The organism is Pseudomonas sp. NPDC096950 (assembly GCF_044762525.1).
GTDB lineage: Bacteria > Pseudomonadota > Gammaproteobacteria > Pseudomonadales > Pseudomonadaceae > Aquipseudomonas.
In genome coordinates, this window is sequence record NZ_JBIWEL010000020.1 from 103,602 (window position 1) to 125,401 (window position 21,800).

General features: G+C 54.8%; 18 protein-coding genes and 5 pseudogenes. 7 read left to right on the plus strand and 16 right to left on the minus strand.

Annotated elements, in window-relative coordinates; genetic code table 11:
- Positions 1 to 344 precede the first annotated feature (344 nt).
- The 6 genes from ACIQY3_RS25575 to ACIQY3_RS25600 all read right to left on the minus strand — a co-directional run bounded on the left by ACIQY3_RS25575 (position 345) and on the right by ACIQY3_RS25600 (position 6,131).
- Entirely contained in the window at positions 345 to 1,490 is a 1,146-nt protein-coding gene (locus ACIQY3_RS25575) for a sensor histidine kinase (protein ID WP_403025274.1), read from the minus strand.
- 348 nt (positions 1,491 to 1,838) lie between these two features.
- Positions 1,839 to 2,606, minus strand: a complete 768-nt coding sequence (locus ACIQY3_RS25580; protein ID WP_403025276.1) for an ABC transporter ATP-binding protein — start codon at positions 2,604 to 2,606, stop codon at positions 1,839 to 1,841.
- Positions 2,607 to 2,626: 20 nt separating this feature from the next.
- Positions 2,627 to 3,340, minus strand: a complete 714-nt coding sequence (locus ACIQY3_RS25585; RefSeq protein ID WP_403025279.1) for an ABC transporter permease — start codon at positions 3,338 to 3,340, stop codon at positions 2,627 to 2,629.
- Positions 3,337 to 4,026, minus strand: a complete 690-nt coding sequence (locus ACIQY3_RS25590; RefSeq protein WP_403025282.1) for an ABC transporter permease — start codon at positions 4,024 to 4,026, stop codon at positions 3,337 to 3,339. Before ACIQY3_RS25590 ends, ACIQY3_RS25585 begins: the two co-directional genes overlap by 4 nt.
- An 87-nt stretch (positions 4,027 to 4,113) precedes the next feature.
- The gene (locus tag ACIQY3_RS25595) at positions 4,114 to 4,902 is read right to left on the minus strand and encodes an ABC transporter substrate-binding protein (protein ID WP_403025285.1); all 789 of its coding nucleotides are present in this window, start codon (positions 4,900 to 4,902) and stop codon (positions 4,114 to 4,116) included.
- Positions 4,903 to 4,961: 59 nt separating this feature from the next.
- Positions 4,962 to 6,131, minus strand: a complete 1,170-nt coding sequence (locus tag ACIQY3_RS25600) for a M20 aminoacylase family protein (RefSeq protein WP_403025288.1) — start codon at positions 6,129 to 6,131, stop codon at positions 4,962 to 4,964.
- 130 nt (positions 6,132 to 6,261) lie between these two features.
- Here ACIQY3_RS25600 and ACIQY3_RS25605 point away from each other — a divergent pair, with 130 nt between their 5' ends.
- The gene (locus ACIQY3_RS25605; protein ID WP_403025291.1) at positions 6,262 to 7,215 is read left to right on the plus strand and encodes a LysR substrate-binding domain-containing protein; all 954 of its coding nucleotides are present in this window, start codon (positions 6,262 to 6,264) and stop codon (positions 7,213 to 7,215) included.
- 290 nt (positions 7,216 to 7,505) lie between these two features.
- Here the strand turns inward: ACIQY3_RS25605 and ACIQY3_RS25610 are convergent, their stop codons facing one another.
- From ACIQY3_RS25610 to ACIQY3_RS25635, 6 genes and pseudogenes are all read right to left on the minus strand, one after another.
- Positions 7,506 to 7,952, minus strand: coding sequence for a hypothetical protein (locus ACIQY3_RS25610; protein WP_403025294.1), 447 nt, complete (start codon positions 7,950 to 7,952; stop codon positions 7,506 to 7,508).
- Positions 7,886 to 9,964 carry a hypothetical protein gene (locus ACIQY3_RS25615; protein WP_403025296.1) on the minus strand — a complete coding sequence of 693 codons (2,079 nt, stop codon included), beginning with the start codon at positions 9,962 to 9,964 and terminating at the stop codon, positions 7,886 to 7,888. Before ACIQY3_RS25615 ends, ACIQY3_RS25610 begins: the two co-directional genes overlap by 67 nt.
- Positions 9,961 to 11,697 (minus strand): site-specific integrase, encoded by a 1,737-nt coding sequence (locus ACIQY3_RS25620; RefSeq protein ID WP_403025299.1) that lies wholly within the window; start codon positions 11,695 to 11,697, stop codon positions 9,961 to 9,963. The genes ACIQY3_RS25615 and ACIQY3_RS25620 overlap by 4 nt, the downstream gene beginning before the upstream one ends.
- A complete protein-coding gene (locus tag ACIQY3_RS25625; protein WP_403025302.1) occupies positions 11,690 to 13,003 on the minus strand; it encodes a site-specific integrase in 1,314 nt (437 codons plus the stop codon). Before ACIQY3_RS25625 ends, ACIQY3_RS25620 begins: the two co-directional genes overlap by 8 nt.
- Before the next feature lie 58 nt (positions 13,004 to 13,061).
- Positions 13,062 to 13,382 (minus strand): annotated as a pseudogene (locus tag ACIQY3_RS25630) (DNA polymerase V subunit UmuC); the annotation flags it as partial.
- Positions 13,375 to 13,800 carry a LexA family protein gene (locus tag ACIQY3_RS25635; protein ID WP_403025305.1) on the minus strand — a complete coding sequence of 142 codons (426 nt, stop codon included), beginning with the start codon at positions 13,798 to 13,800 and terminating at the stop codon, positions 13,375 to 13,377. The pseudogene ACIQY3_RS25630 and the gene ACIQY3_RS25635, both read right to left, overlap by 8 nt.
- A 95-nt stretch (positions 13,801 to 13,895) precedes the next feature.
- Here ACIQY3_RS25635 and ACIQY3_RS25640 point away from each other — a divergent pair.
- Positions 13,896 to 14,600 (plus strand): annotated as a pseudogene (locus tag ACIQY3_RS25640) (SOS response-associated peptidase family protein).
- Here ACIQY3_RS25640 and ACIQY3_RS25645 read toward each other — a convergent pair.
- Together ACIQY3_RS25645 and ACIQY3_RS25650 are read right to left on the minus strand one after the other, a co-directional pair.
- Positions 14,597 to 14,827, minus strand: coding sequence for a hypothetical protein (locus tag ACIQY3_RS25645; protein ID WP_403025307.1), 231 nt, complete (start codon positions 14,825 to 14,827; stop codon positions 14,597 to 14,599). The pseudogene ACIQY3_RS25640 and the gene ACIQY3_RS25645 overlap by 4 nt on opposite strands.
- Positions 14,828 to 15,037: 210 nt before the next feature.
- Positions 15,038 to 15,523, minus strand: a pseudogene (locus tag ACIQY3_RS25650) (DNA adenine methylase); the annotation flags it as partial.
- Between the two features lie 22 nt (positions 15,524 to 15,545).
- Here ACIQY3_RS25650 and ACIQY3_RS25655 point away from each other — a divergent pair.
- Positions 15,546 to 15,902, plus strand: coding sequence for a LysR substrate-binding domain-containing protein (locus ACIQY3_RS25655; RefSeq protein WP_403025310.1), 357 nt, complete (start codon positions 15,546 to 15,548; stop codon positions 15,900 to 15,902).
- Between the two features lie 107 nt (positions 15,903 to 16,009).
- On the opposite strand, the gene ACIQY3_RS25660 is transcribed toward ACIQY3_RS25655, so the two are convergent.
- A complete protein-coding gene (locus ACIQY3_RS25660) occupies positions 16,010 to 16,825 on the minus strand; it encodes an AraC family transcriptional regulator (protein ID WP_403025312.1) in 816 nt (271 codons plus the stop codon).
- A gap of 157 nt (positions 16,826 to 16,982) precedes the next feature.
- On the opposite strand from ACIQY3_RS25660, the gene ACIQY3_RS25665 reads away from it, so the two are divergent.
- From ACIQY3_RS25665 to ACIQY3_RS25680, 4 genes and pseudogenes are all read left to right on the plus strand, one after another.
- Complete coding sequence (locus ACIQY3_RS25665) at positions 16,983 to 18,197, plus strand: CynX/NimT family MFS transporter (RefSeq protein WP_403025314.1); 1,215 nt, start codon at positions 16,983 to 16,985, stop codon at positions 18,195 to 18,197.
- Between the two features lie 118 nt (positions 18,198 to 18,315).
- Positions 18,316 to 19,029 (plus strand): annotated as a pseudogene (locus ACIQY3_RS25670) (response regulator).
- A gap of 56 nt (positions 19,030 to 19,085) precedes the next feature.
- Positions 19,086 to 19,901, plus strand: a pseudogene (locus ACIQY3_RS25675) (two-component sensor histidine kinase); the annotation flags it as partial.
- Positions 19,902 to 20,192: 291 nt separating this feature from the next.
- Positions 20,193 to 20,732 carry a hypothetical protein gene (locus tag ACIQY3_RS25680; protein WP_403025316.1) on the plus strand — a complete coding sequence of 180 codons (540 nt, stop codon included), beginning with the start codon at positions 20,193 to 20,195 and terminating at the stop codon, positions 20,730 to 20,732.
- Between the two features lie 49 nt (positions 20,733 to 20,781).
- On the opposite strand, the gene ACIQY3_RS25685 is transcribed toward ACIQY3_RS25680, so the two are convergent.
- The gene (locus tag ACIQY3_RS25685; RefSeq protein ID WP_403025317.1) at positions 20,782 to 21,786 is read right to left on the minus strand and encodes a quinone oxidoreductase family protein; all 1,005 of its coding nucleotides are present in this window, start codon (positions 21,784 to 21,786) and stop codon (positions 20,782 to 20,784) included.
- Positions 21,787 to 21,800: the final 14 nt, after the last annotated feature.

Here is a 21,800-nt window from a genome sequence, read left to right on the forward strand (position 1 = left end):
CGGTCAGCATTCTCCATGCCAAATATTCAGCCGCGACTGTATCCAGACTTGAGTCATGATTTTTGTTAACAAAACGCTTGAAGGCGGGTAAAAGAGCCCACTTATTAGGTGTTTCTCTCATAGTGAAATATCGCGTGCGCGGGCTGCACGGCTTGCTGCTGCGGCAAGTTCCGAGGGTTGGTCTGCTTGTGGTCCAGTGGGCGAAGTATCCGGCTGCCCGCCAAAACCTACTAAGAGAGTATCAATCACCTCTGGCGTTTGGCTGCTTGCCGCCTCGACACCGGCAAACACGGGCGGATCTGAGATGATGGCATCCAGCTTGTTATCCAACCTCTTTAGGGGCCTCAATGAGGAGGGTGCGAACTCATCATAGGAGAAAAAAATATCTGGAAAGTGGTGCCGCCTAAGTTTGCATTACGCTCATGACTCAGAGAACCACCAAGGTTTCTCACGAGTGAAGTAATTACTTTCATTCCCAGCCCGGACATTTTATCGACATCAAAATTTGCTGGAAGCCCACTACCATTGTCACTTACGGTTAAGCAGTATTGTTGCTGATAAGGTGTTAATTTTACGTTGACCTTGGAGGCACCGTATTTCAAGGCATTGGTCACCAACTCGTTAACAATAAGGCCGAGTCGACTCAGTTGTTCGCTGGCCAAGGCGAGTGGGACGGCGTCGACCGAAATCGCCACCTGATCCCCACGACCTAGCATTGTGGACAAGCCTGCACACAGTTGAACCAGATAGTCGGCACTATCGAGGGTGGTGGCAGCCTTGCCGACGTTAATATGTTGATGCACATTTGCTACGGCAAATATTTTAGTTGCCGCTCTAGAAATTTCCTTTGCGGCTTCAGAACTGCCCAACTGAGCACTTTGAATGCTCAGCATCGACACAATCAAATGTAGGCTGTTCATAACTCGATGGTCAATTTCCTCGGCCATCAGGTGGGAATGATTCAGCGCAGCTTGCTTCTCTGCTATGGATCGCATGGCGGAAAGGCGCAGCTCAAGCTGATCCATCACGACGCTTGCAAGATCCGTCAATGTGTCTATCTGTTCTTGGGTAACAGTGCGTGGCTGCGTGTCCAATACGCATAAGGTACCCAAATTGAAGCCATCGTGCGTGTGCAGCGGCACACCAAGGTAAAATTGAAGCCCAAATTCGCCTGCGACGAGGGGATTAGCAAGCGTTCGAGGATCATGCTTGGCGTCCGTTACTAACCAAGGCTCGCTTTGTAAGATCGCTGAGGCACAGAGCCCTGAATTGCGGGGAATTTGTTGTGCTTCCAGCCCATGATGGGACTTGAACCAGATCCGATCGGTATCGACGATACTCACGATTGCTATCGGAGTTCCAAGGAGGCGCGCTGCTATGGCGGTCACACGATCGAATGCGCCATCCGGAGGGGTATCAAGAATGGCATATCTACGAACGATGCTCATCCGAACAGATTCGTCTGAAACCAGTTCAGCAGGAGTATTCATTGTTAATCATCACTCAAAGACCCTAGAGTCGTTGCAATCATGGCTCCCCGAAGGAACCCCTATACCAGTACTTTGAAGCGCTACACCACTTCCGCAAACGTTTATTGGCATGAATGTTAGCAACGTACCAGGGCAGTCAAGCGCGGTGGTGAGGCTTGCGCTCCCTGCGCTCATTAGAGTGGCTGAAGAGGTTTTCGTTCACCGGATATTTTCAACACGTCCAATGGCAGCTTTTGGCCGATAGTTGTCGCTCCTGGCCGCCCGCATTCGGCCAGAAGCGGTCGGTTCATTGCTCTGCTGGCGTTAGTCTTCAACTTTAGCCTCCACGTCTGAAATATCGAAATATAACTACTTAAGACTCCCGGTCAGGAACTGCTGTAACCGCTCGCTTTGAGGCTGTTCCAGCACTGAGCCTGGCGCTCCCGACTCTTCCACCCGCCCCTGGTGCAGAAACATAACGTGGTTCGACACCTGCCTGGCAAACGCCATTTCGTGGGTGACGACCACCATTGTCCTGCCTTCTTCGGCCAGTTGCTGCATGACCTTGAGCACTTCGCCCACCAGTTCAGGGTCAAGGGCTGAGGTCGGTTCGTCGAACAGTATCACCTCGGGTTCCATGGCCAGCGCACGTGCAATGGCGACCCGCTGTTGCTGGCCGCCGGATAAATGCACCGGGTACTGGGCCTCGACTTTTTGTGGCAGCCCCACCTTGGCAAGGTAATGACGCGCCCGCTCCAGTGCCTGCGCCCGACTGATACCGAGCACGCTCATCGGGCACTCGATGATATTTTCCACCACGGTCATGTGGCTCCACAAATTGAAGTGCTGAAACACCATCGATAACCGGCTGCGCAGGCTCCGTAACTGCCGGGGGTTAACCACACACAACTCGCCGATTGAGTTTCTGCGGGTGAGCAACTCTTCGTCATTGACGACAATTCGCCCGGCTGAAGGTTGTTCAAGATGGTTGATACAACGCAAGAAGGTACTTTTCCCGGACCCGGAGGAGCCGATGATGCTAATAACATCACCCGCCCTGGCCTTGAGAGAAACCCCTTTCAATACTTCATGATTGCCGTAGTTTTTATGAACATCTTCAACGATCAATTTATACATTTGAGCAAATCCGAAAGGGGTCAGTGCGTCCGAGGTTTGAGGTAGGTCAGCCAATGCAGTTCGCCGCGTCGAAATAGCCAGATCAGGAAAAAAGCACTGGCGGCGTACAACACTCCGGCAATGCCAAAGGCAGTAAAGGATGCATAGGTCGCCGAGTTGACGTCCCGGGCGATCTTTAGCAAGTCGGGCACCGTGGCGGTAAAAGCTACAGAAGTGGAATGCAGCATCAGAATCACTTCATTGCTGAAAAACGGCAGCGCGCGGCGCAACGCCGACGGCAGAATGATCCGGCGATAGAGTGAGAATCGGCTCATCCCGAAAGCGCTGGCGGCTTCGATTTCGCCATGACCTGTTCCTCTGATGGCACCGGCGAAAATCTCGGTCATGTAGGCACAGGTATTGAGCCCGAAGGCCAGTACAGTGCAGTTGAAACCGTCACGGAAAAACGCGTTGAGTAAGTCCTGGGACCGCACCACATGCAAGCTGTACACCCCGGTATAAAAGAACAACAGCTGGATGTACAACGGGGTACCACGAAATACGTAGGTGTAACACCAAACCGGAAGGCGCAGCAGCGGGTTGCGGCTGACTCGGAGAATTGACAACGGCACTGCGAGCACAAAACCCATCACCACCGAAAGTATGAGCAGCCACAACGTCACCGCCAACCCGGAAAAATACGGCCCATCACTCCACAGGTAAGCCTGCCAGTACTCCTGGAGAATATCGTTCATAACGCAGCCTTCCTGACGCCAACCGAATAGCGGCGCTCCAGCCACAGCAACACACCATTGGAAACCGTGGTAATGGCGAGGTAAATCAGGCCGCCGACCAGCGTGAAGTAAAAGAACTGCATCGAGCCCTTGCCTGCATCCTGTGTAGCCTTGACCACATCTGTCAGCCCGATGATCGATACCAACGCAGTCGACTTGATCAACACTTGCACGTTGTTGGAGATGCCGGGGAGCGCATGACGCAACATTTGCGGGAACAGGATTTTGCGAAAGGTCTGCCCGTGGGTCATGCCGTAAGCTCTCGCCGCTTCGATTTGCCCCACCGGAACTGCCTGGAAGGCGCCGCGAAAAGTCTCGGTAAAGTAGGCCCCGTAAATGAATGCCAGTGTCACGACACCGGCCAGAAACGGGTCGATATCAATTTGGGCAATGCCCAGCCAATCGGTCATCCGGTTGAGCACCATTTGCAGACCGAAGAAGAGCAGCAACATGATCACCAGGTCCGGCAAGCTGCGGATCACGGTCGTATAAACCGTGGCCAGCGTGCGCAACAAACGATTGGAGGATAACTTGGAACTGGCGCCCATCAGTCCGGCCAGGACGGCGATCAGCAATGAACAAAGTGCCAGTTTGAGGGTAGCCAGGGTTCCCAGCAGAATCTGCGGGCCAAAACCTTCCAGAAACATCTCACTCTCCTTGTTATTGTTAGGGTGAGGTGAAGGGGGCAGCAGAGCGCTCGAACGAGCGCTCTGTTCAAGGTCAGCGACGACGCGTCAGTTGGCGCCGTAGACGTCAAAATCGAAGTACTTGTTGTTGATCCGCGCGTAAGTACCGTTGGCTAGAATGGTTGCCAGGGCTTTGTTCAAGTCTTCGCGCAACGCGACATCCTCCTTGCGCAGACCAAGGCCATCACCGACGCCGAAGTAGCCTGGGGCATCCAGAGTGGCACCGGCAAATTCATAATCCTTACCCGCCGCTGTCTTCAAGAAGCCATAACTGGCTTGAATAGAACCCTGCAACGAGGCATCAAGTCGCCCGACTACCAGGTCGGCGTACACCTGATCCTGATTTTGATAGGAAACAACGTCCACGCCTTTGGAACCCCAAACCGCTTTGGCAAAGGACTCCTGGGTTGAACCCTGCTCCACACCAATGCGCTTGCCCTTGAGCGATTCGAGGGTCGGCTCTAATCCCGATCCGCGTTTTACAACTAACCGTGCCGGCGCGTTGGACACCTTGTCGGTAAACGATATCTGTTCTTGGCGTTTGGGAGTGACAGTCATCGAGGAGGCCACCGCATCGAACTTGCGCGCCAGTAGTGCCGGGATCATCCCGTCCCAACTACTTTCCACCCAGACGCATCGGGCTTTCAGTTCGGCGCACAACGCCTCGGCGATATCGACCCCGAAGCCGGTCAGCGAGCCATCCTGGTTCTTGTATTCCAGGGGTGGATACGTCGGATCCACCCCCAACTTCAACACTTTGCCGGACCAGTCGGCCGCCCCCGCCAGGCCCGAGGACGTCAGGAATACCAGGGAAGCGACTGCAATTATCTTGTTCATTTTTATTCCTCTTCAGGCGGCAGGTTTTTTACAAGCGCAACAGGCGAAAATGCTCTGTTTCAACATAGAAAACGTTCGACCAGCTTGACCCAATAGCTCGCGCCCACCGGCAGGCAGTCGTCATTAAAGTCGTAGCCGGGGTTATGCAGCAGGCAGCCGCCGTCTCCCTCGCCGTTGCCGATCACCAGATAGCTACCGGGGCATTTTTCCAAGACAAAAGCAAAGTCCTCGCTGGCCGTGAAGGGCCGCAAGTCATCAATCAGGTGCTCCTCTCCTAGCCAGTCGCGGGCGACCTCATAAGCAAATGCTGTCTGTTCGGGATCATTGATCAACACCGGATGGCAATGCTGGTAATCGATCTGGACCCGTGCGCCAAAACTCTCGGCCTGGCCCTTGACCAATTCAGTGATTCTGAGCTCCAGCAATTGGCGAATCTCGGGGGTCAGGGCGCGTACGCTCAGGCTCAGATCGGCGCTGGACGGGATGACATTTGAGGCGCTCCCGGCATGCAGAGAGCCGACCGTGATAATTGCCATCTCCTGCGGTTTAACGTTGCGCGAGACAATACTCTGTAGAGCCATCACGATCGAGGCACCGACCACCACCGGGTCGACGGCTTTGTGCGGTACCGCGCCATGGCCCCCGTTGCCGATGATTTTGATGTTCACCGTGTCGGCGGACGCCATGAACGGTCCACTGTAAAACCCCAAATGCCCGACTGGATAACCCGGCACGTTATGCATGGCAAAGATCGCATCGCACTGAAACCGTTCGAGCAGCCCGTCCTCCAGCATTTTCCGGGCACCGCCCAGTCCTTCTTCCGCCGGTTGGAAAATCAGGTGCACTGTGCCATTGAACGCCCGTGTCCGGGCCAGATACTGACCGGCTGCAAGCAAGACTGCCGTATGACCGTCGTGACCGCAAGCATGCATCACACCGTCGAACCGGCTGGCATAGGACAGACCCGTGGTTTCCTGTATCGGCAACGCATCCATGTCAGCGCGCAAGCCAATGGACCGCCCCTCGCCATTTTTCAGGGTCGCAACGACCCCGGTCTTGCCCACTCCGATGCTGACCTCAAAGCCCCACTGAGTCAAACACGCTGCAACCAGTTTGCTAGTGGCGAATTCTTCAAAACCCAGTTCAGGGTGCGCGTGAATGCTCTGACGTATCGCGATCATTTCATCTTGCATCGCGGCAATACCAGGCAGGACCAGGCCGGCATTCATGGGTGTTCTCCTTCGGCAGGGTTATGCGGCAGCGAAAGCGCTGTCGGGTCGATCTTATGGAGCGGACGCTGGGCTGGGGAGGCCCAGTTTGGTTATGATGACAACCATGAGCTGTCATTAGGGTGGGCAGATGAAACTGCATCAATTACATGCGCTGATTGCCAGCGCCGAAACCGGCAGCATCCGCGCGGCCGCTCGTTCGCTGGAGATTTCCCAGGCTGCTGTGACCAAAGCGCTGCGCGAGTTGGAAACCAGCCAGCAGTTACCGCTGTTTACCAGAACCGTCAGCGGTCTGAATTTCACCGAATACGGCAAAGTGCTTCTGACTCATGCCCGCTTGGTGATCAAGCAACTGGAGCACGCACAGACCGAGCTTGATCACATGCGCGGGAAGGCCCAAGGACGGCTCTGCGTCGGGATCACCCCATGGGTCGCCCTGACGTTCCTGCCCGAAGTCGTGCTGGCGTTTCGCGAACGTATGCCACAAATCAAGTTGGAACTGTTCGAAAGCCTGATGGCCGTTGCCCAGCCCCTGCTGCGCGACGGCAGCATGGACTTCGCGATCGGCCAACTCCATCCCACAGAATCGACCCAGGAGTTCGCTAGCGAAACCTTGCTCGATTACCAGACCTCTGTGCTGGTCCGCGAGGGTCACCCGCGACAGCATGCGCGATCGATCCACGAGTTACTGGAAGAGGACTGGACCCTGAACTATGCGCCGGACGGGCACGACGGGCTGATGCAGGAGCTCTTCTGGAAGCACGGAGCGAAGATCGATGAGAGTCGAATCGTGCGTGCTCATTCACTGGCCATTTTGCAAATGATGGTCGAGCGTTCCGACATGTGCACTTGGGGACCGTCTATCGTCAGCATAGCCCCGCCATTCCTGGGGCGACTAGTGTCCTTGGGGCTGACCGAGCAGTTCGAGCCCCGACAGCTGAGCATCGTAACGCGCCGCAATGGCGCACTTAGCAGTTCGGCGGTCTGCTTCACCGAATGCCTGTTGCAGGTCATTCGACACCATGCGCGCTCGGCCAAAAAAGAAGACCGTGCGCTATTTGAAACCTTACGGCTGCGGCTATGATCTGCATGCAATGCCAGCATTCCCGATTATATTGTTGCCCGCTTAACAGTCCGCTTAACAGTCCGCTTTTGGCCGTTCTCTGCCGACCATGGTTTCAAAGTATGCCTGTCAAATCCGGTGCAGTCGGTGGTCAGTACGATGCAAATGACTGGTCAGGTCGAATGCATATGCGTGGGCAAGTGGCAGTCATCCCTCGTGCGCACGTTTTTACTCCCCCCGGCCAGAGCGTACTGGCCAGGAAGCATTCCACATCGAATTATTGGCGAAACCTAGATGCATGCGCTGTTATCTCAAAGCTTTCTCGGCCCGCGAGGATCCAACGAAATTATATTTGACGCAGGCAACTGCCGCTCAAGCTCAGCGATACGGTCATACAGCTCAATGATTTTCGTATCCGCTTCGCTCAATAAACTTGCGAGTTGGTCGCGCTGCCGGGCTACTTCCTCAATCCGATCACGCAGGGCGCGGCTTTTCTGGCGGGCGAGAAGATTTACCTGGTTCAACGAAGGAGGTCGCTCCTCCGCATGTTGTTCCACGTAGGTTTTTATCTCAGCGATGAGACTCGGGAAACGAGATTTCTTAAGCGCCGACGGATCGCTCCCGGCCTCTTTGGCCACGTTGTTTTGAGTGACCGGTGTCCCCTTCGGTAGAAGCTGTGGCCTATTGAGTTTCAGGCGCTCAAAAGCATCACGATATTGATCAGCCGCTCTGCGGCGAGCAGGGAGTTCAACGTCCATTTGCGCTCCCTACGACACGACGAAAGCTTTGCTACGCTTCGCTGTTGAGCCATCAAAGATTTCATTAGCGGACTTCCATCCTGAGCAGTAACAAGCCGCTCTTTGAGTACGTGCTCAAGATCGTCTACCGCGCCCAATCGTTCTGAGTCATACAGCACATCAGGGCAAGGTTTTGCATCCACTGAATCACCGCCCCCGCAATGGGCAATGTTGTCAATTCCGCCGTACGGACAAGGCTTGCGACTCGAACAAACGCCAAGAATGATCGGGCGACAGGCAACCGCGCCTTTCTTTGCCAAACCAATCATCTTCTTCGCATCCTCTGGCGAAATCAGGCGAACGATCTCAGCCTTTCGTTTTTCTCCGTGGGGACTGAAAAAACGCTCACTCGTAAGCTGCTGCAACTCTCTTCCAAGCGTCTCGTACATTGTGCGAACGTACAGTGTGTGAGCTTTTTCCTCGAGGCGCATTTGCGAGTGATTTTGTCCGTAATAAAGGCTCATCGCTCGAGTGACATGCTTGAGCTGAAACTGAAGCGAAGCATCACTTACGAGCCCGGAAGCTTGCATATTCACTGCGCCAGATCTACGCAACTGATGCCACGCTAACGGCCATACTGCGCCTACTTGATACTCCTCGGGCAATGTAGGCGTAGCAAGCCGGGCCAGTTTCAAATCCTCAGTCGTAATACGCAAGCGTTCCAAGTCAAAGAGCTTGCTGTGCTGTTCCAAAAGAACGGCATATGACGGGATGCTCGGTCTTAGTGAGTGATGGCCTTTATTTCGCAATGAGCTCCATGGCTCGTAAGAAAAGTCGCTCAAATAACGTCCGGCGATAACTTTCGCGTCTGCGTGAGGTGCATATAGTGTGCGGAACAGAGAAATGGTCTCCATGGCCTTTACGGCGATCGCCACGGATGGGGATGTGACCCAAAGCGCGTCGCTATCAGCTAGCGTTTTTGTCGTCTGCCCACGTAACAAAAAAATGTCACCGAAACTCTTGTCGTGCTCGACGTCAAGGCACCCGGCTCGAAGATTCCATGCTTCCTCGACCCGCATAAGACTGAAGTTAAGGATGTAGGCTAATCCCGCTCCGTTGACCAGTTTTAGATAGCTAGTCAGCGATCCGATATGAAAGCCGCCACTCCGACCCACCCAACGTTCAAGTAGCTCCAAGATGCCGAAGCGTTTCGCGGTATCTGCAAATGCGCCGACAAAACGAAGCCCCGTTTTAGACCCGGTTAACTGATTACTATGGCCGCTAAAAGGCGAGGCGTTTGCGCAAGCTGTTCTCTCCGAAACCCTCTTGTTATGTTCGTAAGTCGCGAAGCAAAACCGGTAACATGCTTCAACCTGTTCTCGATGGGACAAGAAGTCATCGAGGCACTCTCGCAGCCTTGTAACTTGGTAGCGCCAAATACGTGGAGGAATGTAAGGTGTTTGAGCTGTGTGGTGAGCTGGAAAAAGCGCAGCCAGACGGGTGAGGGAGGCTGAATCCATCAACGTAAACCCTAGGGTACTCCGGGACGCGTAGAGCTCATGCATTAACGACAGAAACTCGGTTTTTCTTGAGGAATGAAGAAACGCCGGGATCCGTTCACAAACGCGTGGAAAGTGGCTCAATTCGCTGGCAAGTATTCCTGCCTCTTCGCAAAGCACAAATAGTCGGCGCATATGATCGAAGCGCGTTTTAAGGGATCGGTAGCCACGAGCGCCGTAGGGCCCGTATAGCCACCAGCCAGTGATGATTCGAAGTAAATTTGCGTTCTTCGAGCTAATTGGCGTCGCTGATTTTTTAATTGGCCCATCACCAAAATTCAGGGTCAATGCCTTCTTAGCCCATGGATCAAGCCTCCAAACGGGATCGCCCCAACGGCTTATTACTTTGCCCTGCGCATCAATTACGACCGGCCAATCAGGTGGCGGCGGCCAGCTCTCTGGACGGTAGTTTAATGCTCCAGGAACGGCGAGAGGCGACTCGATTGAAAGCCCTAACGTCGTGAGCATATTCATAGGGAAGGCCCCGCTGTGACTTCTGCAAGCCGAATAAAACCGTCCCAAGCCGGGTGATAATACTCCTCTGCTATGCGAGCCAATGCCTCATCAACCCAAAGCCGCCGCACCTCGCTACTGTCTTGAAAGAATCGTAACTTCGCACTCAGGCGCTCGACCGCAAGCATCGCCGGATGGTCAGCCTCGCCAGACCTATCCGTGCACGTTGGGCGATATCTAGCTAGCTCCAAGCTCTTGAGCACTCGCAAACTACTCAGAGACCAGACGTGATCCTCGCTTTCAATATCCCGATGATTGACGCAGAAAAGGCAGCCCGCTGCGTTGATACAATCCGGATCAGGAGCATTAGTCGGAGCATCCACGACAGTCTCTGGTATCGGCGCCACACAAGTACCTGGAGCAGGTGAGCAAACTACGGGATCTGCTTGCCGGTGAAATCGAGTGATTTCAATCATCGCAATTTGGGGATTGGGCTCGGCGTACACACGAATCAAAGTTTCAGCGGTGTGCTGTGCGATTTCCGCCACCAGGTCGGGGCGTTGCGACTCACGTAAAAGCCAATTGATACGCGCACCCCGAAGCTTACGAGGTCGAACGAATCGAACACTGGAATCGGTGCAGACGCGCGCAATAGCCGTGAACTGAGGAGCTTCTAAAACGAGACGCCCCCCAGGGCGGACGAGAGGAAAAAGAAGTCCCTCTAGATCGTCAGGAAACCACGTGTTACGCCACTCAATGTAGCGTTCGAACCACTGCTTGTAGCTTGAGAAAACGTCAAACAGCACTTCACCCTGACGGCGTTTTTTGTAAGACCTCACTTGGTAACCATCAAAATGACTCGTGTAATGGTATTGGTCGATCCGAAGCTGATGCGCCTGCGACAAATTCATGCCGGTTTGTGCGATGAACATGAGCAGCTCGGCTTCGATTCGCAGATTCACTGCCGGGTATCGAGTCTCGATTGAAACGTCAGCGCTCCGAAGTTCGCGGTTTCTAAGGATGGCCGCAATCTGGAATTTGGTTTGAGGTCGAATCCGTCGTGACGCTACCTTCTCTGTATCGCGCAGGCCGCACCAGATAGGTAGCGTCGAACCCGACCGCAACTCCACGTGGATGGGAAGTGGCCCCGCCACAGCTTCATAGGTAAGGGACGTACAGACGTCGGCAATGAACTGCCCGAATGAAAAGCTCTCTTCTAAACTTTGCTTATCAGCGCGCCCATTACTGGCCTTTCCGTTGCCTCTAGGCTTGCGGATTCGGGTGCTGTACAGAAGCGTCGAGCTTCGGCCTAGAACTCGGTCGAGCATCGTCGCAGTTAAACTTGCCGCGTCGTATAATGATCCGGCAGTTAGATATCCTTCCGCGCGATGACGCTTTAGAAGATGTTCAGCCCACCCCAAGTATTCCTCCGCGACCGTATCAATGCTCAACGGACGCTCGCACTGATCCACCCACTGAAAAAACTTCCTCAACGCACCAATCTTGTTATTTGCCGAAAAGCGGCTCCTCCCGCCGACAAGGTCGTCGGTCAAACAGTCATGAAGCCCCTTCACAAGCTCTGCCCGCTCTAGCAAAGGATCACCCAAAGCACCTGATGTAATTTCACTGCGTACAGTCTTCACTTTTGCCTTAGCACCACCGCTGTATAAAAGTGGTGCCAGATCCCAGGGCGTCTCATTTTTCGCGTACTCAAGCATTGGAAACGTTAGGTCTGAAAACGTCAGATTATTCATTGCTTGCTCCCTGCATCGAAGCAATCCCTGCAAACGCAGTCATGAAGCTGTTCGCAATGGCTTGCTTGGCGGGTGCGGCTTGAACAAATTTGATGTATTTGAAGGTGGTAGCCTCCGAATTTCGACCGTGAAGCAATGCATTGCTGACAGTCGCAATCACTATCGCCACATCAGTGCAATTTGCTAAAGCGAGCCTAGCTAACTCAGTTCCAAAGGTGCATCGGGATTGGTGGAAGCGAAATTTCCTGAGCGCTTTGATGCCCGACGCGATGCCTAATTTTCTAAGCGATGACATCTCAACGTTTATGGCCGAAGACTGATCACTGTTGCGACGTCCGAAAGGGTTTCCGAAACGTGTCAAGAACACTAAGTCTTGGTGCTCGCCAGCAGCAGATGCCTCGCGAGTCAACCTGCGAAGACCCTTGGCGTACACCAAGACTTCTGAACACAAAGCTTCGGGAATCCATACCTGGCCAGTTACCGCAAATTTGGTATGCACGGGCGGGGACGCACCTGGCCCTACGGATATCAGAAGCAGACCTTTAGCAGACGGATCATGTAAGGCACGCTCCAACGTGTCGATGCGAAGGTCACAGATCGTTCCCAGTCGCATACCCGTAAAGAAACCTAGAGCCAACATCAGGTAAAGCTCGGGTGAGGCGCTCTGTTTTGCGAAATCGAGAATGGCGTCGCGATCAACCGCAGAAACTGGAAGTAGCCCACCTTCCAAAGTGCCCCCAATGCGTTTTCGGTTTGGAATACCCAGATCGGTGGTGGTGCCAGCTAGCGTTCGCTCGAAGCCGACCTGATCAAAGTATTTGATGAAATAACGCTTGTCTTGCCACAGCGGCAATAGCGGGTTTAGAAGGCCACACCTCCTAATCCACCTGTAGAAACTGATGCAGTTACGCATGTACTCGGAAGCCGTGACAGGACTGATATGACCAGCATCACGAGCCTTGATAAGCGCCCCACGGTATTGAACAAGACATCGATCAGCCTTTCGAGACGGAAACTCAAACCACTGAAGCCCGCGACTCTCCAAAAACTTCGCGTAGTTCAAAAGCCCGTTCAGGTTGCTAGAAACGGTCTTAAGGAGTACGTCACCGTTGGTGACTCTCTCCATAGCCCATAGATTGGCTTCTCTCCAGGGCAATCCGTCTTCCCAGAATATTTGAGGTAGTCCTTCGATCACTACACGGGAGCTATTCAGCGAGTAGGTAATCAGGCGGTCTTTGACAGAAAGGTCATGCGGACTGAAGTGAATGTGTTCGACGGTAGGCAAGGGAGATCTCTGTAAGAACAAGCGTCAATGTCCATGGGGACGCCATCTAACTTTGGACGTCCACGGTATGCAACTTATTCTTATCGATGCTGTACACCTCGACCGCCGGCACCATCGCCTCGATCAGCGTCATGACCCGTTCGCTGATATCGCCGTAGAGCGCGTAGTTCGACGAAAACGCGACGATGCCGTGCTGCCGCAGCTTGTGTTTAATCTGGAAATACGGCTCGCCCATTTTCACGAAGGGCTTGGCATCGTAGCTGCGCGCGATCACGCACCCGTCGTTGTTCGACAGGACCACGATCGGAACTTTGGCCAGGTCAGGGCGAAACACTCGTTCGCAGCTGGCGTAAAAGCTGTTGCAGTCGATCAGGCCGAAGACGGGCGATGGCTTAGACATGGCTGCGCACGGTTCCGGTAATCACACCCCAGATCTGCAGTTCGTCGCTCTCCAACACATAGCGCGCTGGGTATTTTGGATTTTCCGACAGCAGGATGACTTCCTTGCCGCGAATGCACAGGCGCTTGCAAACGGGATCATTGTTGAGCAAGGCAATGACGATATGGCCGTGGACCGGCTCCAGCGATCGATCAACTACCGCCAAATCGCCCTCAAAAATTCCGGCGCCCTGCATGCTGTCTCCTATGAGGGATACCAAATAGACGTGCGGCGCCCGGATGTTCATCACCTCATCGAGCGAGATGTGTGCCTCGATGTGGTCGGCTGCTGGCGACGGAAAACCGGCCGGCACCTGAAACAGACAGAGCGGCAGCTTCCGACCACCTTCTGCAATTAGACCCAAAATTGAAAAGCTCATAACGCACTATTTCCGACACTGTACGAATATACAGTTAACTTTCATAATGCCTTGCGGTCAATTTTTGTAAGTGATTTCTGATAAGTGGGTAGGCTATGTGCGGACGACTTTCCCAGTACGACGGTATCCATGACTTCGTCGCCGCGCTCAGCATGCCTAATGCGCTGGTTAACAATGCCGGAGAGAAGCCGTTTGAGCGATACAACGCCGCGCCCTCCACGTAACTCGCGCTTTTCCATCAGGAAGGCGACTACCTGCACGCGGATATGATCCGCTGGGGCTGGCGTCCGCACTGGGCCAAGGACCGGGCCGCGCCGATCAACGCCAGGGTTGAGAAGGTCGCCCACGGTCCGTTCTTTCGTGCTATCTGGCCGCACCGGGCAATCATCGCGATCAACAACTGGTTCGAATGGGTGGACGAAGGCGGGCCGAAAAAGCAGCCTTATCTCATTCGGCGACGGGACCGGTCACCCATCTTCTGCGCCGCTATTGGCCAGTACCCGAACGCCGAGCATGGGCCGGGCGAGCACGACGGTTTTGTGATCATCACCGCCGACAGCGCGGGCGGTATGGTGGACATCCACGACCGGCGTCCGGTGACGTTGTCACCAGAGCTGGCCCGAGAATGGTTGGATCCGGCTACGCCAAAAGAACGCGCCGAACAAATAGTGCTGCTGCAGGGTGAGCCCACCAAAGCATTCGAGTGGTTCAAGGTCGACCGTGCGATCGGTAATGTCCGCAATCAGGGGCCTGATTTGATCGAGCCGATCGAAGATGAGCCTACAGGCGATCTGTTCTAAATGGGCGCGAGGGACTTTAGGCGCTCTTCAACAGCCGATTCAAAAATGATGTAGAGCCGCTCTGCGTCACCATCTCTCAATCCTCCCGCCGTTTCCATTCCAAGGACAAAGCCCTCGGCTCGAGCGCCCGCCTTCACGGCGACAATCATCGAGTCGGCGCGTCCGATCTGCGCAAGAAGCCGGTCAGCCTCGCGCTTCATCTTGTCGCTGAGCAGTACATTTTCCATGGAGGTCTCCTTTTATCTCGACATCCCATACATCACCAGCAGGACCACCGAGGTCCAACCAATCGTAAGCAGGATGGAAAGACCTAGTAGCCGCTTATCCATGTTCAAACATCTGTCAATTCGGTGAATACCGAATGATGGGCCAAGCTGATACACCCGACAAGAACGGCAAGAGGCCATCACGACTCCACAGCGAGGTAGTAGCCTCCACTAAAACAGCCCTCCTAATGCGGCTGGCTCCCAGTTCATAATCACCAGCTCACCGGTGACCTCTGCCTTCCCCTCCCGCTGATTAGTGTTGCAGTAGCGGATGTCCACCTTTTCGAAATGAAATCCCGCGAACGCTCGCCGAATGTCCGGATGATCATTGATGCTGACCATGACCTTGCCTTTGCAGCGGCGCATGAAGTCGGCCATCCGCTCGTAGTTCTCAAATGGAAAATCCACACCGTAGCCAGCGGTCTGCCAGTAAGGCGGGTCCATGTAGTGGAACGTATGGGCACGGTCGTAACGTTCAGCGCATTCAAGCCATGGGAGATTTTCAACATAGGTGCCGGACAGGCGCTGCCACGCGGCCGAGAGGTTTTCCTCGATCCGCAGCAGATTGATGGCCGGTCCAGTGGTCGCGGTACCGAAGGTCTGCCCGGTGACTTTGCCGGCAAAGGCATGATGCTGCAGGTAGAAAAATCGGGAGGCGTGTCAGTTGCGGCAGGAACATTTGGAAGATCAACTGAACGCCCTCCTGGGCTTGCAGACCGGCGAGATCCGCATCGTCCTCAGCCAGGGTTGCGTCGATACATTGATGGAGTCGGTGCTGACGGATTTCTGCCGTACTTATCCCGAGCAACGGGTGCTGTTGGACGTTTTGCCGGTAGACGAGGTCCTTGCTGAAGTCGCGCAGAACCGAGCCCACATCGGGCTGGCCTATAATCCGGGCGCCCATCCGGACATCGAATACCGCCTCAGCGAGCCGCAGCCGGTGGAGTTACTGGTAAATCAGGCATCCGCTGGCGCTGCGTGGAACGCCAGTGGAAGTCAGGGAGCTGCTGGATTACTCGTGTCACGGCTTCTTTAAATCGGCCTGCGCGCGCCTGCTGGTCAAGGCACGGTGACCGTTGCCTGCGGCCGCAGAGGAATGTCTGAAATGGATAGCCGAACGTATGCCGTTGTTTGCTCATGCCATTATTCTCTAGTCAGAAAAGTCCTGGGAGACTCGCCCATAACCCGCCGAAACATCGCACTGAACGCACTGGGGCTGGCGTAACCGAGGTCGCGAGCAATGACGCCAACCGCGTGCCCCTTCTCCAGGCGATCGAGCGCCGTCGCCAGTCGCACCTGCTGCACCCAGTGACGGAACGTCAGCCCAGTCTCCTTGAGAAACAAGCGAATCAATGTACGGGAGCTGGCGCCCACCTCCTGCGCCCAGTAATGCACGGAATGAGCGTATTCAGGTTTTTCCAGAATGGCACTGCAAACAGTCATCAGTCGCCGGTCCACAGGCCAGGGAATCTGTAGCGGCAAGCTCCGCGACCGCTCGAGCTCGCTGAGAATCAGTGCCACGATGTGCGTATTGCGGCTGTCTTGGGCGTATTCAACGGGCTGATCGGCCAGCGCGAGAATCAGTTCGCGCAGCATCACCGAGACCTCCAGGACCTTGCAACTGTCCCCGAAACGCGCCGAGACCTGTGGCTCGATATACACCGACCTCAGTTTCACCGGGCTCAGCATTAATTGGTCATGGAGCACGCCCGCAGGAATCCACAATGCCCGTTTGGGCGGCAAGAACCACAGCCCGCTGGGCGTCACCACGCGCATCACCCCACTGGAGGCGTATAAAACTTGGCCGTGCCGATGAGTGTGCGGCGGGTTGTATTCACCCGTCTGCTGGTTTCGCACCAGAATTGTCATCAGCCGCGGGACGTCTAGGTAATCAAGGTAATCCTCACTACGATCCGGATGCGGCTCACCGGTCACAACTGTGCGCACGTCTCGCTTCATTGACCAACTCTTAGAAGTGTCCACCGCGTCTGACCTGCCGCTAGCAGGTAATCGGCGCTAAAAAACTTGTCACTTTGTCGACGAAAGCTGGCATTAGCCATGTTCTGACACTCGGTACCCTTACGCTAAATGCAACCCACTCACCGAGGATCTGAACATGACGGAGTCACCCGCGTCCATTACAAGCAAGCACACTGTGGCCGCAGTTATAGGCCTGCTCGTCCTTTCCATCGCATTACGGCCTGCGATTGTCTCTATCGGTCCTATTTTGCTGCTGATTCAGCAACGCTTCCAGTTGAATTACACCCAAGCCGCCCTCCTGACGTCGATCCCGGATGTCTGCATGGGTATCTTCGCGCTAATGGCGCCCAAGCTGATACTGCGCTTTGGTACTGATCGCTGCGTGGTTGCCGCGCTGGGTCTGCTGGGCGCTGCCAGTCTAATGAGGGCTGTCTCTCCCAATCCTGCGTTCCTGCTAGGCAGCACTTTTCTTATTAGCGTCGGAATAGCGATCGCCGGGGCGCTCATCGGCGGCTGGATCAAAGCGCACTTTTCGCGCCACGCGGCCTTTTTCATGGGTATCTACGCCGCTGGCCTGAGCGTTGGTGCGACTATCGCTGCCGTGTTTACCGCACCGATCGCCGAATTTACGCAAAGCTGGCGCGTGGGCACCGGAATCTGGAGCGTACTCTGTGTCAGTGCAGTCATCAGTTGGATATGGATGGCTGGACGCTTTAAGTCAGCGCCAGGCGCACCGAACAAAAGCCCCCGATTGCCGGTACTACTGCCATGGGCCAACCCTCAGGCATGGCTCGTAGCCGTCAACTTTGGAGCAAGTCAATTCGTGGTGTACGCACTGTTCGCCTGGCTGGCCCCGGCATCGTCCGAAACAGCTGTTACCGGACTGCCTTCCGGCATCTTGTTGGGCCTGTTCACGTCGGTATTCGCGGTCGCCAGCGTTGGCGCCGGAATGTTCCCCGGCAAGGCTCATGATCGAAGACCGATGCTGGGCTTTTCGACTTTACTGGTGATGCTGGCCATGGCGGGTATGGCCTTCGCCCCGGCCCTGGCCCCCATTTTGTATGTATTACTGGCTGCGATCGGCTTGGGGATGGGGTTCACCTTAGGTATGACCTTGCCCTTGGACAATGCGGCAAATTCCGAACAGGCCGGCGCCTGGACAGTATTCACGCTGTTCGTAGGCTACCTGGTCGCAGCTCTGGGCCCCCTTTGCTTCGGCGGTCTACGTGACTATACCGGCAGTTATACCTCTGCTTATGAAATGCTGTTCGCAGTTGCATTGTTGATGTTGTGCATCACACCGCTGCTCAAGCCGGCACAAGAGGATGGCCTTCAAACAGCAGTGTTTTGATCTTTCGCACGACAAGGCCACCAAACCGACACCTTGATGTAATTGACCGCCACCAACCTCAGTCGTTAAAAACGCTGATTCTGAGGTACGGCGAAATGAAGGGTTTAAGGTGAGTCAGATGGAGCACGTAGATCACATTCTAATAGTTGATGACGATCGCGAGATCAGGGAACTGGTAGGCAACTCCTCAAGAAAAGCGGCCTGCGCACCACCGTTGTGGCTGACGGTCGATAAATGCGCTCCTTTCTGTAGTCCACGCCCGTCAACCTGATCGTAATGGACATCATGATGCCGGGTGACGATGGATTACTGCTATGCAGAGAACTGCGTGCAGGAAAACATAAAAATACGCCGATCCTGATGCTCACTGTGCGTAATGATGAGACCGACCGAATCATCGGTCTTGAAATGGGCGCAGACGATTACCTTGTCAAACCGTTCGCTGCCCGTAAACTGATTGCGCGCATCAATGCCGTGCTGCGTCGCACACGCATGTTGCCGGCCAACCTCATAGTCAGCGAGGCGGGTCGGCTGTTGGCGTTTGGTAAATGGCGCATGGATACCACTGCGCGCCATTTGCACGATGGACTAGGTACTATTGTCACCTTGAGCGGTGGCGAATACCGATTGCTGAGGGTATTTCTCGGCCACCCTCAACGCGTACTCAGCGGTGACCAATTACTCAGTCTGACCCAGAGTCGCGATGCCGACCTGTTCGACCGTTCATCTACTGGTCAGCCGTTTGCGCCAGCGCTTGCTGGACGACGCCCGAGACCCGGCTTATATCAAGACAGTTCGCAACGAAGGATACGTGTTCACCTACCCGGTTTAGATCATGGGAGAAAAGCCATGAAGTCACCACGTTGACCACGAACGCTGGCCTCACGTTTGTCGGTGATTTTTCTCGTCAGTTTGATAGTTGCCCACGGGCTGACCTTTGGTTTGCAATTCTATGAGCGCTCCCGAGCCGCAATGACTCTGATGTTGGGCAATTTAGAGCAGGATTTGACCATCACGGTTGCGATGCTCGAACGCCTGCCAGCCAAGGAGCGAGGTGCCTGGTTGCCCCTCTTTGAGCACGCCAACTACCCGATCAACTCGATGAAGGTCAGGCTGGTACCCAAATGGATATGGCCACCGCGCTAGCCTCAGTGCGATCTATAAAGGCGACGCCTCGGACGTGACTATGGATCGACGTTCACTAATATCAGTGACGTTCGGCCGCATTATCAGGCGCACCTGCGCCTAAGCGACGGCAGTCCGTTGACGATTGATGTCCGGCCTTCAATAGCCCCGATATCGCCTTGGCTACCCTTGCTACTCATCGTGCAACTGCTCTGGTTGTTCGGCTGTACGTGGCTTGCGGTACGTACTTCCATTCGGCCCTTAACTCGTCTTGCCAAAGCTGTCGACACTCTTGATCCAAACGGCCAGGGCGAGCATCTTGAAGTGACAGGCCCGGTCCAGGTCGCCTATGCAGCTGTTGCATTTAATACCTTGCAGGAGCGTATCGCGACACACGTCACAGAGCGTATGCAACTGCTAGCCGCCATTTCACACGATTTGCAAACGCCCATCCCCCGCATGAAATTACGCGCCGAGTTCATGGAGGAGTCTGTCGAGAAGGACAAACTGTGGAATGACCTGAGCGAGATGCAGCATTTGGTCAAGGAAGGCGTGGCTTACGCGCGCAGTATGGATGGTACGGTCGCCCAACGTCCGAGCCTGGGCCAAGAAATACGGCAGCAGGGATTGGTGGTCATTGGCGTCCATGCCCCCAAATTTGGTTTCGAGCGAGATATAGATAATGTCCGCCGCGGTGTCCAACAGGCGGGCGTTGACTATCCGGTGGCCATCGATAACGACCATCGTATCTGGCAAGCATTCGGTGACAACGCATGGCCGACTCTGTTCTTCATTGATGCTTAATGACATATCCGCTACGAGAAAATCGGCGAAGGCGAGTACGAAGAGTCTGAGCGCGTCATCCAGCAGTTGCTGACCGAAGCCGACGCTCACCAAGTAAGCGCAGAGGTTGTTACAGCTGCTGGAGAAGACTCCGAGGCGGCAGCCGACCGGGACAATCTCCGATCTCCGGAAACTTATGTCGGCTTTGACCGCGCCGAACGATTCGTGTCGCCTTCAAGTGCGGTCCCCGATCGACAGCAACATTACGTCATACCCGACCAGGTAGCGCTTAACCATTGGGCGTTATCCGGAGACTGGAATATCGGTGGTGAAGCTGCAGTGGCGCCTCAGGCTAACGGCAAAATCGTCTCCCGCTTCCATGCGCGGGACCTGCATCTGGTTATGCGACCCTCACCGTCCGACTCTGCAGTACGTATTCCCGTGACCTTGGACGGAAAGCCACCCGGCTCGGCGCATGGCACCGATGTCGAAAGCGATGGAAATGGTACGGTTAACCGCGCTGAAATGTATCAACTCATACGTCAGCTTCCCCCTATACGCGATGAAGAGATAGAGATCGAATTTCTAGACCCAGGCGTCAAGATTTGTGCCTTCACGTTTGGCTGACCAAATAGGTACAGCGCCGGAGATCTTCATTGCCAGCGCTGTACTCAACTCACCAAGTCCTCGGTCGCGATGACGATATGCCATTTGCCTGCGGCGATATTATTAACTTCCCCGTCGATCTGCGCGATTCGATATCACGGTGGGCCTGCCCGGCCTCAAATAACGAATAGCGGTGGCCAATCGCGGTTCTCAGCTTTCCTGAGCTGAACCAAGCGAACACCTGCCTTGTACGTTCCAACAATGCTTCGCGAGTGCGCACATGGTGCATGACAGACGGATAGGTGATCTTAATGCTGCGCGGAATCGAAAAAATATCGACCGGTGCGATCGAGCCCATGAAACGGCCGTATAAGGCAAGGGTGCCGAAATAATCTAGCAGGCTGATAGACTCGTGCAATCCCTCGGTGCCGGAGCCATCGTAAACCACGTTTACCGGTTTTCCATCCGTCAGGCGCAATACCTGACTGGCAAAATTTCCGGCCCGCCCAATCACCACGTAATCGGCACCTGCTCGCAGAACCACGTCCACTTTGTCGGCATGGGAAACCCGTCCAATGACCTTGCCGCCGAGTAATTTGATCATTTGCGTCAACATCAGTCCCAACCCGCCAGCAGCAGCATGCACGACAGCAACATCGCCGGTTTTCATGGGGTAAACCTGGAGCACCAGATTGCTCGCCGTCAGGCCTTGCGTCATCAGACTTGCGGCGGAGTCAAAGCCGATATCATCGGGCAGCGGCACTAACTGGCTCACGGGGGCGATCACCTGCTCGGCGTAGCTTCCAGGAACGTAATACCACGCCACCCGATCACCGGGACTGAATTCTTTAACATCAGGACCGATTGCCAGAACGATACCAGCGCCCTCCACTCCCAGCGTCATGGGCAGTTGGCTCGCTGCGCCTAAACCTCGTCGAGAACTTGTGTCCATAAAGTTCACTCCCGCAGCCATGACCTTAACCAGCGCCTGACCAGGACCTGGTCCGGCAAGTTGCACTTCTTCTACAGCCAATACCTCAGGGCCACCATGTACATTAACTACCACAGCTTTCATATGCATTAAGCCTG